This is a genomic window from Pseudoxanthomonas sp. JC1303 (genome assembly GCF_058448525.1).
Map to the genome: position 1 here is coordinate 17,044 of NZ_CP185958.1, position 16,542 is coordinate 33,585.

Genomic DNA, 16,542 nt, shown 5'->3' on the forward strand with positions numbered 1-16,542 from the left:
GATAAAGCGCCGCGCGACCATCGCCATCGACACGCAGGGCACCAAGGGCGCCCTGCCCGCGCGTTGGCTGCACCGCAACGTGACCGGGTGAGGCGGGCGTGCTGATATTCGCGCACCCCGCACCAGGAGAGGCCACCATGGCCCAGGTCAGCACGGCTTTCGAACAGGCGACACAGGACATCCAGACCCTGTCCGAGCGTCCGGACAACGACACCCTGCTCCGGCTCTACGCGCTGTATAAGCAGGGCCTCGAAGGCGACGTGCATGGCAACAAGCCCGGCTTCTTCGATTTCGTCGGCACGGCCAAGTACGAGGCGTGGGAACGCCTGCGCGGCATGCCCTCGACCACCGCCCAGAAACGCTACGTGGACCTGGTCGAGCAACTGCTGCACTGAGCCATCGCCGGGCGGCGGCCGCTGTCACCCCGCCGAGCGCATCGGGTCATCCACCGAACTACGTCGGCGTTGCCGCCAGGATGATGCGTTGATGCCCGGCGCGCGAAGCGTCGGTGCTACAGCACCGGATCGGACGTGTCTCCAGGCCAGACCGAGACACGATGCCGCGCTTCCCTGCACGGCACCCATGTACCACCGACTTCAGCGCGGCATTTCCATGGCCACTTCGCGCCGCTGACCCGCCTGGGTCGCAGGCGCGGGCGGCAGGCTTTCGGCAGCGATGTAGTTGGGCCAGCCACCGGCCAGCGCCGCATACAGCTGCACCATGGCCTGGCCGCTGCGCACCTTGGCCTGCACGGCCGCATCCTCGGCATCCAGACGGCTACGCTCGGCGTCGAGCATGTCCAGCGTGTCGATGGCGCCGTTGTCCAGGCGCAGGCGGGCGAGGTCGGCCGCCCGCGCGCCCGCCTGCGCGGCCTGATCCAGATGCGCGGCCTCCTTTCGGCTGCGATCCACGCGGACCAGGGCGTTCTCGGTGTCCTCCAGCGCACGCAGCACGGTCTGCTGGTAGCTGGCAAGATCCTCGGCGGTCTGTGCGTTGGCGGCGGCGATCCTTGCCCGTACCCGGCCTACGTTGAGGAACGAGCCGTCCATGCCCAACGACAGCACGCGGGTCTCGCTGTCACGCGCGAACAGCGCACTGCTGGCCATGGCCTGGGTCCCGAACAGCGCCCCGAGGGTAAAGCGCGGGAACAGATCAGCCGTGGCCACGCCGACCCGTGCGGTGGCACCGGCCACACGCCGCTCGGCGGCGGCCACATCCGGACGCCGACGCAGCAGGTCCGAGGGCGTGCCCGGCGCCGGCGCCGGTGGCAGCGCGGGCATCGGCCCGGCGACCATCAGATCGGCCGACATCGACTCCGGCGTGGCACCGACCAGGACCGCGATGCGGTTGGCCGCCACGGCCTCCGCCGCTTCCAGCGACGGGATGCGTGCCAGCGTGGTTTCCAGCTGGGTGCGCCCACGATCCACGTCGAAGGCATCGCCAACGCCGATCTGGGTGCGCGCCTCCAGCAGCTTGAGCGTGCGCTGCTGGGTGCTGGCGTTCTCTCGCGCGATCTCCAGCTGCGACTGGATGCCGCGCAACTGGAACCAGCCCTGCGCCACGCTGGAGGCGATCGCCACCTGCATCGCCGCCAGATCCGCGGCAGCGGCCTGTGCATCGGCGTGCCCTGCCTCGCTGGCGCGACGCAGGCGGCCAAAGAAATCCAGCTCCCACACCGCGCCCAGGCTGCCGTCATAGCCGTGGTTGTCGCGTTCATCGCGGCTGTAGCCCGGCAGCTGGTCGGCACTGCTGCGGACACGCTGCGCATCGGCCGTGGCGGTGAAGGTCGGAAGCCGGGCGTACTGCGCATCACGCAGCAGCGCGTTGGCCGCGTCATAGCGCGCCAGCGCGATGCGCACGTCATGGTTTTCCAGCAGCGCGCGCTCGACCAGGGCCGAGAGCTGCGGATCGTTGAAGCTGCGCCAGAACTCGGCGTCGGCCGTGGTGTTCACCGGCCCGGCGCTGGCGGCGTCGATCGGTGCCTGTACGAAGGCCGCGGCGTGCGGCGCATCGGGACGGACATAGTCCGGCCCCACCGCGCAGGCGGCCAGCAGCGCCGAGGCGACGCCGATCCCCAGGATGCTCTTCACCATGGCAGCACCTGTCCCAGATAGGAAAAGCTTCCGGTCGGCCCATCGGCGTCGATCAGCGCCATCTGCACGCTGGTCTTGGCGCCTTCGTCCACTTCGATCTCGCCGCGCTGCTCGCCATCGCTGTTGTTCATGTCGGTTTTGACGTAGCCGGGGTGGATGGTGTTGACCTTCACCGGGGTATTGCGCAACTCGTAGGCCAGCTGCACGGTCCAGGCATTCACCGCGCTCTTGGAGACGTTGTAGGCCGGGATCTTGAAGTCGTAGATGAAAGAGCTGGGATCGGCATGCAGCGTGATCGAACCCAGCGCACTGGACACATTCACGATGCGACCGGCCGGCGAGGCCTTGATCAGCGGCAGGAACGCCTGGGTCACCTCGATCACGGCGAACACGTTGGTGTCGAAGGTGGTGCGCCAGGCTTCCAGCGTCTGCTCGGACGGCGGCTTGGTCACGTCATCGACCATGATCCCGGCGTTGTTGACCAGGATGTCCAGGCGACCGTGGCGATCCTGCACCTCCTTGACGGCGGCGGCGATGCTGGCGGTATCGGTGACGTCCAGCTGGATGGCTTCCACCGGCAGACCGGCATCGGCCAGTTTCTTCGCCTCGGCCTGCGCGGTGGCCAGCTTGCGGCCGGCCAGCAGGGTGCGTACACCTGCCTGCGCAAGCTGGCGCACGGTCTCGGTGCCGATGCCGCGGGTGGCGCCGGTGACCAGGGCGATCTTCTGAGCATGGGTGTTCATGGAATATCTCCGTTGAGAAGATGGCTGGGCCCGGTATGTGCCCAGCAGGGGAAGAAAGGATCAGTGCGCGGTGCCATGGGTCTGGCCCAGGGCCGGCGCGGCATCGTGGTGCACCAGCTGGCGACCCGAGAGCTTGCGCAGGGCCACGTAGAACACCGGGGTCAGGAACAGGCCGAACAGGGTCACACCCAGCATGCCGGCGAACACGGTGATGCCGGTGACCGAGCGCACCTCGGCGCCGGCGCCATGGCCCAGCACCAGCGGCACGGTGCCGGCGATGAAGGCGATGGAGGTCATCACGATCGGACGCAGACGCAGGCGGCAGGCTTCCAGCGCGGCCTCGACGATGCCCTTGCCGCCCAGTTCCAGCTCACGGGCGAACTCGACGATGAGGATCGCGTTCTTGCACGCCAGACCCATCAGCACCACCAGGCCGACCTGGACGAACACGTTGTTGTCCCCGCCGGTGAGCCACACGCCCACCAGCGCGGAGAGCATCGTCATCGGAACGATCAGGATCACCGCCATGGGCAGGGTCCAGCTTTCGTACAGCGCGGCCAGCACCAGGAAGGCCAGCAGCACCGACATCGGGAACACGATCATCGCCGCATTGCCCTGCGTGGACTGCTGGTAGCTCAGATCTGTCCACTCGATGGTCATGCCGTTGGGCAGCACCTTGTTCGCGATCCCGGCGACGGCCTGCATCGATTGGGTCGAGGACATCACGCGCGGATCGGCTTCACCGATCAGGTCGGCCGCCGGATAGCCGTTGTAGCGGATCACCGGGTCCGGGCCATAGGTCGTGGCCATGTGCACCATCGAACCGATCGGCACCATCTGGCCGGCCGCGTTGCGGGTCTTCAGGTTGGCGATGTCCTCGACACTGTCGCGGAACTGGCCGTCGGCCTGCGCAATGACCTGCCAGGTGCGGCCAAAGCGGTTGAAGTCATTGACGTAGGCCGAGCCCAGATAGGTCTGCATCGTGTCGAACAGGTTGGTCAGCGGCACGCCCTGGGCCTTGGCCTTGTCGCGGTCCACCTGGGCATCCAGCTGCGGCACGTTGGCCTGGTAGGTCCCGATCGGGAAGGACATGCCGGGCGTCTGCGAAACCGTGCCGGCCACCGCATTGACCGCTTGCTGCAGGGCGCCGTACCCCAGTCCCGCGCGGTCCTGGATGTAGAGCGAGTAGCCCGAGCCCTGGCCCAGGCCGAGGATCGGCGGCGGCATGATCGCGAAGCCGAAGCCCTCCTGCAGCTGGGAGATCTTGCCATTGAGCTCGACGTTGATCTGCTCGGCGCTGCGATGCCGCTGACTGGCCGGCTTGAGGGTGATGAACACCGTGCCGGTGTTGGGCGTATTGGTGAACTGCAGCGCGTTGAGGCCGGGGAAGGCGATCGCGTGGTCCACCCCGTCGGTATGCAGGGCGATGTCGCTGACCTTACGCAGCATGGCGTCGGTGCGCTCCAGCGAGGCGCCTTCGGGCATCTTCACGCCGCCGATCAGGTACAGCTTGTCCTGGGTCGGGATGAAGCCACCCGGCACCACCTTGAACATCAGGCCAGCGCCGATGAGCAGCAGCACGTACACCGCGAACACCGCGCCACGCTTGCCCAGCGCACGGGACACCGCGCCCTGGTACTTGTTGGAGCTGGTGTTGAAGAAGCGGTTGAACGGGCGGAACAGCCAGCCGAACAGGCGGTCGATCAGGCGCGACGGGCCGTCCTTCGGCGCATCGTGCGCCTTGAGCAGCATCGCGGCCAGCGCCGGCGACAGGGTCAGCGAATTGATCGCCGAGATCACCGTGGAGATCGCGATGGTCACCGCGAACTGCTTGTAGAACTGGCCGGTCACCCCGGACAGGAAGGCCATCGGCACGAACACCGCGCACAGCACAAGGGCGATGGCGATGATCGGCCCGGACACCTCGCGCATGGCCTGGTGGGCCGCGGCCAGGGGCGTGAGGCCCTCCTCGATGTTGCGCTCGACGTTTTCCACCACCACGATCGCGTCGTCGACCACGATGCCGATGGCCAGCACCAGGCCGAACAGGCTCAACGTGTTGATCGAGAAGCCCAGCAGGTACAACGCCGCGAAGGTACCGACCACCGAGACCGGCACGGCCAGCAGTGGGATGATCGAGGCGCGCCAGGTCTGCAGGAACAGGATCACCACCAGCACCACCAGGATCACTGCCTCGATCAGGGTGTGGACCACCGCGGTAATGGAGTCGCGCACGAACACGGTCGGATCGTACGGCGCGGCCCAGGTCATGCCTTCGGGAAAGCGCGTGGCCAGCTCGGCCATCTTGGCGCGCACCGCGTCGGACAGCTGCAGCGAGTTGGCACCCGGGGCCTGGAACACGCCCATGCCCACCGCGTCCTTGTTGTCCAGCTGCGAGCGCAGCGCATAGGTGCCCGCGCCCATTTCGATGCGAGCCACGTCACGCAGGCGCACGATCTCGCCGTCATCGCCGCTCTTGACGATGATGTTGCCGAACTCGGCCTCGCTCTGCAGGCGGCCCTGGGTGTTGATCGACAGCAGGAAGTCACTCTTGGACGGCATCGGCTCGGCACCGAGCTGGCCGGCGGAGACCTGCACGTTCTGCTCGCGGATGGCCGCGGTCACATCCGAGGCGGTCAGGCCACGCGCGGCGATCTTGTCCGGGTCCAGCCAGATGCGCATGGCGTAGTCGCCGGCACCGAAGATGTTGATCTGGCCCACGCCAGGCAGGCGCGCCAGCTCGTCCTTGATGTTCAGCACCGCGTAGTTGCGCAGGTACATCGAGTCGTACTTGCCGTTGGGCGACTGCAGGTGCACGACCATGGTCAGTGTCGGCGACTGCTTCTGCGTGGTCACGCCCTGCCGGCGTACGTCTTCGGGCAGGCGCGCCTCGGCCTGGGCCACGCGGTTCTGCACCTGGACCTGGGCCTGGTCGGGATCGGTCCCGGGGCGGAAGGTCACCGTGGTGACCAGCACGCCGTCGGAGCCGGCCACCGACTTCATGTACATCATGTTTTCGACGCCGTTGATCGCTTCCTCCAGCGGCGTGGCCACGGTCTCGGCGATCACCTTGGGGTTGGCGCCGGGATAGGTCGCGCGGACCTGCACGCTCGGCGGCACCACTTCGGGGTACTCGCTGATCGGCAGCAGCGGCAGCGCGATCAGGCCGGCGGCGAAGATCACGATGGACAGGACCGCGGCGAAGATCGGCCTGTCGATGAAGAACTTGGAAATGTTCATGGGGTGGTTTCCTGTGTGTCGCGCCCGGCGCGGGCCAGCATGGCCCGCGCCTGCCCATAGCGGGCTTGCGGATCGCCTTTCGATGACCGTCCCGACTCGCTCGGGACGGGTAATGCGTGGATCACACCGGGCGCGCGGTCATGCGCCCGGCGCCCTGTCGCTCAGTCGAGCATCGCGGTGGCCTTGGCCGGCGGCGCCTGCATGGCGACCTCCTTGGCCTGCACCGGCATGCCAGGCATGAAGACCTTCTGCACGCCGTCGACGATGACCTTGTCGCCGGCCTTCAGCCCGCCGTTGACGATGCGTAGCCCGTCGGCCATGCGGCCCAGTTGCACGTCGCGGCGCTGCGCCTTGCCTTCGGCATCGACCACGTAGACGTACTTGCGATCCTGGTCGGTCAAAACGGCCTTGTCGTCCACCAGCATGGCCTTGAACTCACCGCTGCCCGGCAACTGCACGCGGGCGAACAGGCCCGGCACCAGGCTGTGGTCGTTGTTGTCCATCAGCGCACGCACGCGGATGGTGCCGGTTCCCGGGGACAACTGGTTATCGACGAAGTCGACCTGGCCCTGGTGCGGATAACCATCCTCGCCGACCAAGCCGACCTTGACCGGCAGGCCGCCATCGCGGCCGCTGGGACGCTCGCCGTCACGGGCCAGGGCCTGATAGCGCAGGAAGGTGGCCTCGTCGGCATCGAAGTGCACGTGCATCTGGTCGGACACCACCGTGGTCAGCACGCTGGCCGCCTCGCCGGTGCCCACCAGATTGCCGGCGGTCACCAGCGCGCGGCCGGCGCGGCCGGAGATGGGCGCGCGCACCTTGGTCCAATCCAGGTCCAGGCGCGCGGCGTCCACCGCGGCCTGGGCGGCCTGGACCTGGGCGCTGGCCTCGTTGGCGGCGGCCCGGCGCTGTTCGAACAACTCGGTGGACATGGCCTGCACATCGGTGAGCTTCTTGGCGCGGTCGGCCTCGCCCTGGGTCTGGCTGGCCGCACTGCGCGCGCGGGCCAGCTCGGCCTGGGCCTGCTCCAACGCCGCCCGGTAGCTGCGGGCGTCGATGGTGAACAGCACATCGCCGGCGCGGACTTCCTCGCCCTCGTGATAGTTCACCGACTCGATGTAACCGGACACGCGCGGGCGCAGCTGTACGGTCTGCACGGCCTCGATGCGGCCACTGAACTCATCCCACTGCTTGATCGGCTTGACCAACACGGGGGCGACGCTGACGGCCGGCGGAGGCGGCGCGGCGGTCTCGGCGGCGTTGCCGTTGCAGCCGGCGATCACCGCCACCGACAGGGCCAGCAGCGCGAAGGAAGACAAACGACGGGCGCGGAAGAAGGAGTCGGCGCGGGAAAGGTTCATGGCAAATGCTCGTGTGGGAGACAAGAAGGAAAAGACGGAGCGACGACCTCAACCCCGGTTGAGGTCGAGCGAAGAGACGGTGAGCGAACCAGGCAGTGCATCGAACAGGGTGCGTACCGGCGGCGGCACCCAGGCCGCATCGAAGGAGACGATGGCGCGTACCGGGCCGGACGTGGCCGGGCGCAGCAGTTCGACGGCCTTGCGGCCCACGCTGATTGCATCGGGCCAGCCAGCGCAGGCATGCACGCGGTTCTTGGGGGTGGACAGGGGGTGCTCGACAGCCAGCAATTGCACGCGCACGCCCAGCGGCATGGCTTCCTCGTGCAGCACCTTGGCCAGCATGCGCAAGCCGGCCGAAGCAATCGAGGCATGGCCGTGGCCGGCCCAGCCGCACTCGGTGGCCGGCCCGCCGATCATCACGTAATGCGTGGTGGCCGACTCATGTTGCAGCAGCGGGAGCAGGTGCCGGGCCGCGGCCAGGTGCGCGAGTACGTCACTGCCGAAGCGCTCGCCGAGCCGTGCACTGGACTGCTCCAGCAGGCGACCGCTGAAGGACGGTGCGAACAGGTGCGCGAACACCGCATGCAGCACCAGGCCACGCGCGCGAACCTCATTGGCCAGCTTGCGCGCACCGTCCTCGTCGATCGGGCTTGTGCTTGGTAGCAGGGTCAGCTGGGCCTCGTCACGATAGGACTCGGCCAACGCGTCCATGTACTCGCCGGGCTCACCGACCGCCAGGACCGGGCTGCCCGCCTCGATCAACGCACCGACCACGCCTGCCCCAGCGGCGCTGTGCGCCCCCAGGACCAGCGCGGTCGGGACCGGCGACTGCGGCATCATCCCACTCATGGGAGTTTTCCTCCCATCGACGGGATAATCCCGAAATCACCACCCATCCAGCGTGCACCTGCAGGCCGCACCTGCACCCCGCCGAGCTGAACCCGGCGCGATGGGGAAAACTCACGCAGACCCTTGCCACTGCTGGCGATGCGCAGGAATGACGCCCGTGAAATGGCGCTTTCATTGCGAACTTCAGGGTTCAATAATTGGCGGATGACAGTGAAGAACGACATGGCGTCGGTCGCAGCATTCAGGACAGGCCGCCACTCTAGGCCTGCATGCCGGACTTGATTAGTCCAGATTTCGGGGAATAATCATCCCGCTCCCGGTCCAATCCCTCTCCCCTCCGGAGGAATCCATGTCTCACGACCTCAACGACACCCTGATTTTCGTCAAGGTGGTTGAACAAGGCAGCTTTGTCGGTGCCGCCAGCGCCCTGCGGCTACCTAAGACCACCGTCAGCCGCAAGGTCCAGGAACTGGAGACGCGCCTGGGCGCGCAGCTCCTGCACCGCACGACGCGCAAGCTGGGCCTCACCGAAGCCGGCAACGTGTATTACGAGCACTGCCAGCGCATCGCGCGCGAACTGGCCGAAGCCGAAAGCGCCGTTGGCCAGCTGCATGCCGGCCCGCGTGGCTGGCTGCGAGTGACCGCTCCCTACTCCATCGGTATCGACAAGATCGCCCCGCTACTGGGTGAGTTCCACGCCCGCCATCCGGAAGTGCGCGTGGAGATGCTGCTGTCCAATGAACCGATCGACCTGATCGGGGGCGAGGTCGACGTCGCCCTGCGCGTGGGCAGCCTGCCCGACTCCAACCTGGTCGCGCGCAAGCTGGGCGTACTCAATACGCAGGTGTTTGCCGCCAAGAGCTACATCGCCCGCCACGGCGAACCTCTGCATCCGGATGATCTGCAGTACCATCGCACCTTCGCCATGCCCAAGCATCGCCACGGCAGCAGCTACAGCTGGTCGCTGGACGACGGCAACGGCCCGCGTGATTTCCTGGTCAACCCGATCCTGGTGGCCAACGATCCCGCAGCGCTCAAGGGGGCCCTGCTGTGTGGCGAAGGACTGGTGATCTCGGCCGACGTGATGGTCAAGCCGTTCGTGGAAGCCGGCCTGGTGCAGCGCGTGCTGGCCGGCTGGACCGGCGGCGAGTACGTGCTCAACGCGGTGTTCCCGCGTGGCCACGTGCAGTCGCCCAAGGTGCGGGTGTTCGTCGACTTCCTGCTCGAGCGGCTCAATCTGGAGATCGACTACATGAGCGCGCATTGCCCGCTGATGCAGGCCAAGCAACAGGCCGATCAGGACAACGACACCAGTGACGACGTCAAGCGACTGCTCAAGGAAGTCGAGGCGGTGACCGCCTGATCCATCCAGCGCATCACGCTGCGGCGGAAAAGAAAAAGGCCGGCTTGAAAGCCGGCCTTTTTCATTGATGCTTGGTGGGCGGTGCAGGGATCGAACCTGCGACCCTTGCCGTGTGAAGGCAATGCTCTACCGCTGAGCTAACCGCCCGCGATGCAGACCCTCAGGCCCGATCGGGGCGCAAATAGTAATGGCCCTGTTCGATTCGGTCAAACCGTTTTTTTGCAGCACCGCATCGCACGCCGGAACACCCTGCCTCGACACCTCACCGGAGGGAGGCGTGCTTTATCCGATGGAGGTCATCACCGCGTCGGATGGCCCGCGACGCCGCCCAGTTCGGTCGTGTTCTACCGCCGGCCGGCACCAGGTTCGCCTCCAGACCCATGCGAAACAGCGCTTCGATCTGCCCATCGCGCATGCGCGCTGCGGACCCACGGTGCAGCATGCGTGCTGACGCAATCCCTCCTCGGCCTCCGCGGATGGCGGACGTGGAGCGCGTCGCCGCGCCCGATCAGCAGCCAAACATCCTTTGACGCACCCACGCTCGCCAGGACACGGGGCTGTCTGGCGAGCGTGGGTGCGTCAATGGCTCCGCTCCTCTTGCATGGTTTGGCAAGGAGCGCGCCCGCACCTGCGTGGTGCTATCTCCCGTTCGGCCAAGCGTGCTCGGCGATATGGCCCATCCCGCTCTCTCCAGGGCGCTTGGCGCAGGCCCAAGTCCCGGCGCCGGCAAGCATGACGCGCGTCCGTCGCGCGGCGGATGGCAGCTGGCGGACGGTCGCGCTTGCGAGCCGATACGCCAGATCTGGACCGCTGCTTCCCCCCGCCCCCCTCACCCGCCCAGCAGCCTGCCGCGCGATCAGGGAAGCGTCTCGGCAAGAAATCGCGATTCCCTTGACCTAAACGTGACGCAGTTCGCGTTACAAGACGAACACACAACACGTTTCATCGTTTCCAACCAGGGGAGCACTCCGTGATTACGACCACCACTAAAGTCATCCTGACCTTGGCCGTCCTGCTGCTGGGGGGCGGCGGCATCGCATACGCGAGCGGGCACGGCGACCACGGCACCAAGCCGCCGTCTTACTCCTGCAAGGCGCGCTGAGCCCCAGTGAAGGGCCGCCGCTGCGGCGGCCACTACCGCCGACAAGGACCGCCAGGCAGAGGCGATTGAACTGCCGCGACCTCCTGGCGGGAATGGGCGAACACCTCTCGCGCGAGGCCAGAAGCCGAAGCCCGGCAGAGGCAGGAGACACCGGCGCGCCAAGCGACCGCGTCCCGACATCGGGCGCTCACACCCTTGTCGCGAAATCAGTCCGCACTCCCTGTCCGACGAACGCCGACCCGCGACATCGTCGCGCCCACCTCGTCTTGGTGCCCGGAGCCGGAATCGAACCGGCAAGGGATTGCTCCCGGCGGATTTTAAGTCCGATGCGTCTACCAGTTTCGCCATCCGGGCAGGAAGGCAGCCGGGCAAGGCTAGCAGGAAGCCGACACCTCGCCCATGCGTCACGCGCGCGAGTGGCCTGCCGCTCGCCCGACAGCCTCCCTCGCCTACGAAAAAAGGCCCTGCATGCAGGGCCTTTTCCGCATCGACCGGCGGGGCCGGCCTTTGATCTTGGAGCGGGATAAGAGACTCGAACTCTCGACCTCAACCTTGGCAAGGTTGCGCTCTACCAACTGAGCTAATCCCGCGTTTTTCTTTACTGCCAGCGATGCCTGGGCTTCGCCTTGAATCTGGAGGCCTGGGTCGGAATCGAACCGGCGTGCACGGATTTGCAGTCCGCTGCATAACCACTCTGCCACCAGGCCGGTGACCCGCGGTTGGCCTTTCGACCTTCCGATACGACAAAACCCCGGCGAGGGGGTTTCATCTGCGCTCCTGAAGCACGAGGTACGACAGGAACGTTTTGAAACTTGGAGCGGGATAAGAGACTCGAACTCTCGACCTCAACCTTGGCAAGGTTGCGCTCTACCAACTGAGCTAATCCCGCGAGAGAGGCGAAATTGTAGTGTCTTTCTTGCGGCTGTCAACGGCTGCCTGCTCATCTTTTCGCAGGCTCGGCCATGCCGCGCGCAGGTACAGGTATCCCGAGTACAGGGTGAGCAGCGCAGCGACCGCCAGCAGCCAGTCGCCGATGTGGAAGATGGGCACCGCCAGCCACACGTTGTATAGCGAATGGCTGGCCGGACGCACCGAATACAGCAGGCAGCCCAGGGCGATCATCTGCACGGTGGTCTTGACCTTGCCGATCCAGGCCACCTTGACCGTGCCGCGCTGGCCGATCTCAGCCATCCACTCGCGCAGGGCCGACACGGCGATCTCACGGCCGACGATCACCGCCGCCCAGAACGCCATCCAGGGGGTGGGATGCCCCTGCACGATCAGGAACAACGACACGGCCACCATCAGCTTGTCGGCGACCGGATCGAGGAAGGCCCCGAACGCCGAGTACTGGTGCCAGCGACGCGCGATCCAGCCATCCAGCCAGTCGGTCACCGCGGCGGTGGTAAAGATGATCACCGCAGCGATGCTCGCCCAGCGATACGGCAGGTAGAACACCACGACCAGCACCGGGATCAGCAGGATCCGCAGCAGTGTCAGCCAGGTGGGTACAGTCAACTTCATGTGCGATCTGGGCCAGGCGCGGAGGGAGTCGCCGGTTCGGGCAGCCCGTGCAGGTTAGCGTAGATGCGTTCGGCCAGGGCATGATTGACGCCGTCCACCCGTGCGATCTCTTCGACGCCGGCGCCCTTGAGCCCGGCCAGTCCGCCGAAATGCTTGAGCAGGCTGGCGCGCCGGCGCGGTCCGATGCCGGCGATGTCTTCCAGCTTACTGGTGGTGCGCGCCTTCTGGCGTTTGCCACGGTGGCCGGTAATGGCGAAACGGTGCGCCTCGTCGCGGACCTGCTGCACCAACTGCAACGCTGGCGACGCCGCGCCCGGATTCACCTCGCGGCCGTCGTCCAGGATCAGGGTCTCGTGACCTGCGCGGCGCTCCACACCCTTGGCCACGCCCACTAGCGCGATGCCATCCACGCCCAGGTCGGCCAGTACCTCGCGTGCCTGCCGCAGCTGACCGGTGCCGCCATCGATCAGCAGTACGTCGGGGAGCACGGTGCCCTCCTCCATCGCGCGGCGGAAGCGGCGCTCGATGGCCTGGCGCATGGCCGCGTAGTCGTCCCCCGGTTCGATGCCGGTGATGTTGAAGCGGCGGTACTGCGAGCGCACCGCGCCCTTGTCGTCGAACACCACGCACGAAGCCACCGTGGCCTCGCCCATGGTATGGCTGATGTCGAAGCACTCGATGCGTTGGGCCGGCTCGGACAGGCCAAGCAGCTCGGCCAGCGCCTGGCTGCGCGCGGCCTGCGCATTGCGGCTGGTCATCTCCGTGGCCAGGGTGATCTCGGCATTGCGCCGGGCCAGGTCGAGATAGCCCGCGCGCTCACCGCGCACGTTCCATTTGAGCTGCACCTTGCGCCCCGCCGCCGAGGACAGGGCCGCCTCGATCAGCTCGGCCTCGGGGATCTCCCGATCCAGCAGCAGCTCGCGTGGCGGCACCTGGTCGGCGTAGTACTGGGACACGAACGCGGCCAGGACCTCCTCGGCGCTCTCTTCGCCGTTGGTGCGCGGATAGAAGGCGCGCGTACCCAGGTTGCGACCGTCGCGAAAGGCCAGCAGCAGCACGCAGGCGGTACTACCCTGCATCGCGCACGCCAGGGCATCCAGGTCGGCGGCGTGGCCATCCACGTACTGGCGCGACTGCATGCCGCGCAGGCGCTTGAGCAGGTCGCGCAGGCGCGCGGCTTCCTCGAACTCCAGCTTCTCGGCAGCCCGCTCCATCTCGGCGGTCAGCTCGTCGCTGAGCTCATCGCTGCGCCCGCCCAGGAACAGCGAGGCGCGATGCACCGACTGCTGGTAGTCCTGCACGCTCACCAGGTCCACGCAGGGCGCGGTGCAGCGACCGATCTGGTACTGCAGGCAGGGCCGCGAACGGTTGCGAAAGACACTGTCCTCGCAATTGCGCAGCTTGAACAGCTTCTGCATCAGGTTGAGCGTGTCGCGGACCGCGCCGGCGCTGGCGTACGGACCGAAGTAGCGGCCCTGGATCGCACGCGGCCCGCGGTGCAGGGCGATGCGCGGGAAGTCCTCGCGCGTCAGCAGCACATACGGATAACTCTTGTCGTCGCGCAGGGACACGTTGTAACGCGGCGTCAGCGACTTGATCAGCTGGTTTTCCAGCAGCAGCGCCTCGGCCTCGGTGCGGGTGACCGTGACGTCCATGCGCGCGATCTGCGCGATCATCGCGATGGTGCGCGGGTTGCGTGGGGCGTTGTTGAAGTAGCTGCCGACCCGATTGCGCAGCGCGCGCGCCTTGCCGACGTACAGCAGCGTGTCATCGGCCGCATACATGCGGTACACGCCCGGCACGGTGCCAAGCCCAGCCGCGAAGGCCTTGCCGTCGAACGCGTCCTCGGGTTTGCGCCCTGCGCCCCGGCTCATTCTTCGATCGGAACCTGGCTCAACACGCCACTGGCCACGTCCAGGCACAGCACCGCATGCGCATCGGTCTCGGCGATCCACAGCTTGCCGCCGAACGCCGCCACGCCGGCCGGACCGGCCAATGCGCGCTCCAGCGGCACCTTGTTCACCACGCCGCCGCCCAGGCGCAGGCTGCGGATGCAGCCGTTGCCGGTATCGGCGATCCACAGCAGCGGCGCGTCGGGATCCAGCGCGATGGCTTCGGGCGCCTGCAGGCGGGCCTGGTGACGCTGACCATCGGCATCGCCGAACTCCCACGGCCCCTGCCCGACCAGGGTCTGGGTCAGGTCACCGCGCAACTGGATGCCGCGAATGGCCGAGCCCAGCGTGTCGCAGACGTAGAGCGCCTGCTGGACCAGCGCCAAGCCGGTGGGCTGGGAGAAGCTGGCCAGGATACCGGCGCCATCGCGCTGGCCCAGTTGCCCCGAGCCGGCGCGGCACTCCATCACGCCCACGCCGTCGGTCTGGTTCCAGGTCCAGACGCGGTTGTCGCCGGCCAGCGCGATATGCAGCTGGTTATTGCCCGCCACCAGGGCGGTCGGCGACGGCAGGCAGACATCGTGCACATTGGACAGCCGCCCCTCGGCGGGCGTGCCGGCACGTCCGTTGCCGAGCACGGTGTGCACCGTGCCGCTGCGCAGGTCGATCCGGCGCAGCAGATGGTTGCCGGTATCGGCCACGTACAGCGCCTCGCGCAGCAACGACAGCCCGCTGGGCCTGCAGAAACTGGCGATTTCGGCACCACCATCCAGTGCATCGGCCGTCCCGTTGCCGAAGCGTCGCAGCACGCGCCCGGCATGGGTGCACTCCAGGATCTGGTGATGCCCGGTGTCGGCCACATAGAGCCGATCCGCGGTGACCGCCAGCCCGGTCGGGAACAGCAGCGGCAGGCGCGGCTCGGGATTGGTTTCGCGCGGGCGCGTGTCCTGCAAGGGCTCGTCCAGGTCCTCGCAGACCGCGGCCAGCGCACGTTCCAGGACGCCGGTGCCAGGCGTCCCAGCAATGCGCTGGACCATCATCCCCGCCGCATCGATCACCACCACCGTCGGCCAGGCCTCGATCCCGAAGCGCTGCCAGGCGTGCCAGTCCGGATCGTGCGCCACCGGCAGGCTGACGCCATGGCGGCGCAGGCGCTTGAGCACCACCTCTGGCCGGCGATGCGCGTCGAACCGCGGCACGGCGATCACCCGGACCTGCAGGCGCGCGCCGAAGCGGCGCTGGAGCGTGACGAGGTTGGCCAGCCGCTGCATGCACCAGGTCGAGGCCGGATCGATGAAAGCCAGGGCCACCGCGCTGCCACGCAGCGACTGGATCGCCGTCGGGGCTGCGTTGAGCCATTTGAGGTCGTGAGGAAAGTCGGGTGCGTGGATCGGCGTCATGTACTGCCAATTATGCCGGAGCCCTGTTTAGACAGACGTCGCGACCGCGCCGCCCGTTCAGCCCGATCGACCGGTGAAGCCGGGCGCAATGCGATCAGGATCACATCACAGGGCATACCTTCCCTGTGTCATGCCGTCCCTGCGAGGTAGCGCTCGGCGCGCTCCAGGTCCTCGGGGGTATCCACGCCAGGCGGGAATGCGGCCGGTGTCAGCGCCACGGAAATCCGGAACCCCGCCTCCAGCGCGCGCAGCTGTTCCAGCGACTCGGTGCGCTCCAGCCGGCCAGGCGGCAGCGCGGTGAAGCAACGCAGGAACCCGGCGCGGTAGGCATAGATGCCGATATGGCGCAGGAACGGCGCGTCCGAGGCGGGCAGCACGTCGCGGCTGTGGGCGAACCCGTCGCGGTGCCAGGGCAACGGCGCGCGACTGAAATACAGCGCATCGCCATTGGCGGCCACGACCACCTTGACCGCGTTGGGATCGAAGACCTGCTCCGCCTCGGTGATCGGCGTGGCCAGCGTGGCCATGGGATGGCCGCTGGTCGACAGCGCGGACGCCACGGCACGGATCCCGGCCACCGGCGCAAAGGGCTCATCGCCCTGCAGGTTGACCACCAGGGTCTCGTCGGACCAGCCCGCGATGCGCGAGCATTCGGCCAGGCGATCGCTGCCCGAGGCGTGGTCGGCAGCGGTCATCGCCACCTGCACGCCACTGCCGTCGAGCGCGCGCGCCACGCGTTCGTCATCGGTGGCCACCCAGACCTCGCGCGCCCCGGCCTGGAGCGCGCGCTCGGCCACGTGCAGCACCAATGGACGCCCGCCCAGCAGGCGCAGCGGTTTGCCTGGCAAGCGCGACGCGTCGTGCCGGGCGGGAATGGCGACGACGAAGGTTTCGTTCGGTTCAGTCATGCATGGGCTCCGGGGCCGGATCTCAAGTAAAGCGTCGCCAAGGCATGGCGGCGGCGACAGGGCGCCG

14 protein-coding genes and 5 tRNA genes are annotated in these 16,542 nt (G+C 67.5%); 4 read left to right on the forward strand and 15 right to left on the reverse strand.

What is annotated here, in order from left to right; genetic code table 11:
* Window positions 1-137: 137 nt before the first annotated feature.
* The gene (locus ACORQU_RS00055; RefSeq protein WP_271645397.1) at window positions 138-395 is read left to right on the forward strand and encodes an acyl-CoA-binding protein; all 258 of its coding nucleotides are present in this window, start codon (window positions 138-140) and stop codon (window positions 393-395) included.
* 201 nt (window positions 396-596) lie between these two features.
* Here ACORQU_RS00055 and ACORQU_RS00060 read toward each other — a convergent pair whose 3' ends face one another.
* The 6 genes from ACORQU_RS00060 to ACORQU_RS00085 form a co-directional block, all read right to left on the reverse strand.
* Complete coding sequence (locus ACORQU_RS00060; RefSeq protein WP_491642694.1) at window positions 597-2,093, reverse strand: efflux transporter outer membrane subunit; 1,497 nt, start codon at window positions 2,091-2,093, stop codon at window positions 597-599.
* Complete coding sequence (locus ACORQU_RS00065; RefSeq protein WP_491642695.1) at window positions 2,087-2,836, reverse strand: SDR family oxidoreductase; 750 nt, start codon at window positions 2,834-2,836, stop codon at window positions 2,087-2,089. Before ACORQU_RS00065 ends, ACORQU_RS00060 begins: the two co-directional genes overlap by 7 nt.
* 60 nt (window positions 2,837-2,896) lie before the next feature.
* Entirely contained in the window at window positions 2,897-6,076 is a 3,180-nt protein-coding gene (locus tag ACORQU_RS00070) for an efflux RND transporter permease subunit (RefSeq protein WP_491642696.1), read from the reverse strand.
* A gap of 161 nt (window positions 6,077-6,237) precedes the next feature.
* Window positions 6,238-7,437 carry an efflux RND transporter periplasmic adaptor subunit gene (locus ACORQU_RS00075; RefSeq protein WP_491642697.1) on the reverse strand — a complete coding sequence of 400 codons (1,200 nt, stop codon included), beginning with the start codon at window positions 7,435-7,437 and terminating at the stop codon, window positions 6,238-6,240.
* A 48-nt stretch (window positions 7,438-7,485) separates the two neighbouring features.
* Window positions 7,486-8,286, reverse strand: coding sequence for an SDR family oxidoreductase (locus tag ACORQU_RS00080; protein WP_491642698.1), 801 nt, complete (start codon window positions 8,284-8,286; stop codon window positions 7,486-7,488).
* Complete coding sequence (locus ACORQU_RS00085; RefSeq protein WP_491642699.1) at window positions 8,283-8,510, reverse strand: hypothetical protein; 228 nt, start codon at window positions 8,508-8,510, stop codon at window positions 8,283-8,285. The genes ACORQU_RS00080 and ACORQU_RS00085 overlap by 4 nt, the downstream gene beginning before the upstream one ends.
* Window positions 8,511-8,635: 125 nt before the next feature.
* Here ACORQU_RS00085 and ACORQU_RS00090 point away from each other — a divergent pair, with 125 nt between their 5' ends.
* Window positions 8,636-9,649, forward strand: coding sequence for a LysR family transcriptional regulator (locus ACORQU_RS00090; protein WP_491642700.1), 1,014 nt, complete (start codon window positions 8,636-8,638; stop codon window positions 9,647-9,649).
* A gap of 72 nt (window positions 9,650-9,721) precedes the next feature.
* Here ACORQU_RS00090 and ACORQU_RS00095 read toward each other — a convergent pair.
* Window positions 9,722-9,796, reverse strand: a tRNA-Val gene (locus ACORQU_RS00095).
* 40 nt (window positions 9,797-9,836) lie between these two features.
* Here ACORQU_RS00095 and ACORQU_RS00100 point away from each other — a divergent pair.
* Together ACORQU_RS00100 and ACORQU_RS00105 are read left to right on the forward strand one after the other, a co-directional pair.
* Window positions 9,837-10,100: a hypothetical protein gene (locus ACORQU_RS00100; RefSeq protein WP_491642701.1), complete on the forward strand. Its 264-nt coding sequence runs from the start codon at window positions 9,837-9,839 to the stop codon at window positions 10,098-10,100.
* A 519-nt stretch (window positions 10,101-10,619) separates the two neighbouring features.
* Window positions 10,620-10,751 (forward strand): hypothetical protein, encoded by a 132-nt coding sequence (locus ACORQU_RS00105; protein WP_271645389.1) that lies wholly within the window; start codon window positions 10,620-10,622, stop codon window positions 10,749-10,751.
* A gap of 267 nt (window positions 10,752-11,018) precedes the next feature.
* On the opposite strand, the gene ACORQU_RS00110 is transcribed toward ACORQU_RS00105, so the two are convergent.
* The 8 genes from ACORQU_RS00110 to kdsB all read right to left on the reverse strand — a co-directional run bounded on the left by ACORQU_RS00110 (window position 11,019) and on the right by kdsB (window position 16,475).
* Window positions 11,019-11,105: transfer RNA gene (locus ACORQU_RS00110), tRNA-Leu, on the reverse strand.
* Window positions 11,106-11,265: 160 nt separating this feature from the next.
* Window positions 11,266-11,341 (reverse strand) — tRNA-Gly (locus ACORQU_RS00115).
* A gap of 43 nt (window positions 11,342-11,384) precedes the next feature.
* Window positions 11,385-11,458 (reverse strand) — tRNA-Cys (locus ACORQU_RS00120).
* A 106-nt stretch (window positions 11,459-11,564) separates the two neighbouring features.
* Window positions 11,565-11,640 (reverse strand) — tRNA-Gly (locus ACORQU_RS00125).
* A complete protein-coding gene (gene pgsA, locus ACORQU_RS00130) occupies window positions 11,631-12,275 on the reverse strand; it encodes a CDP-diacylglycerol--glycerol-3-phosphate 3-phosphatidyltransferase (protein WP_271645388.1) in 645 nt (214 codons plus the stop codon). The genes ACORQU_RS00125 and pgsA overlap by 10 nt, the downstream gene beginning before the upstream one ends.
* On the reverse strand, window positions 12,272-14,149 hold the full coding sequence (gene uvrC, locus ACORQU_RS00135) for an excinuclease ABC subunit UvrC (RefSeq protein ID WP_491642702.1): 1,878 nt from the start codon (window positions 14,147-14,149) through the stop codon (window positions 12,272-12,274). The genes pgsA and uvrC overlap by 4 nt, the downstream gene beginning before the upstream one ends.
* On the reverse strand, window positions 14,146-15,567 hold the full coding sequence (locus tag ACORQU_RS00140; protein WP_491642703.1) for a hypothetical protein: 1,422 nt from the start codon (window positions 15,565-15,567) through the stop codon (window positions 14,146-14,148). Before ACORQU_RS00140 ends, uvrC begins: the two co-directional genes overlap by 4 nt.
* 128 nt (window positions 15,568-15,695) lie before the next feature.
* On the reverse strand, window positions 15,696-16,475 hold the full coding sequence (kdsB, locus tag ACORQU_RS00145; protein ID WP_491642704.1) for a 3-deoxy-manno-octulosonate cytidylyltransferase: 780 nt from the start codon (window positions 16,473-16,475) through the stop codon (window positions 15,696-15,698).
* Between the last annotated feature and the right edge of the window lie 67 nt (window positions 16,476-16,542).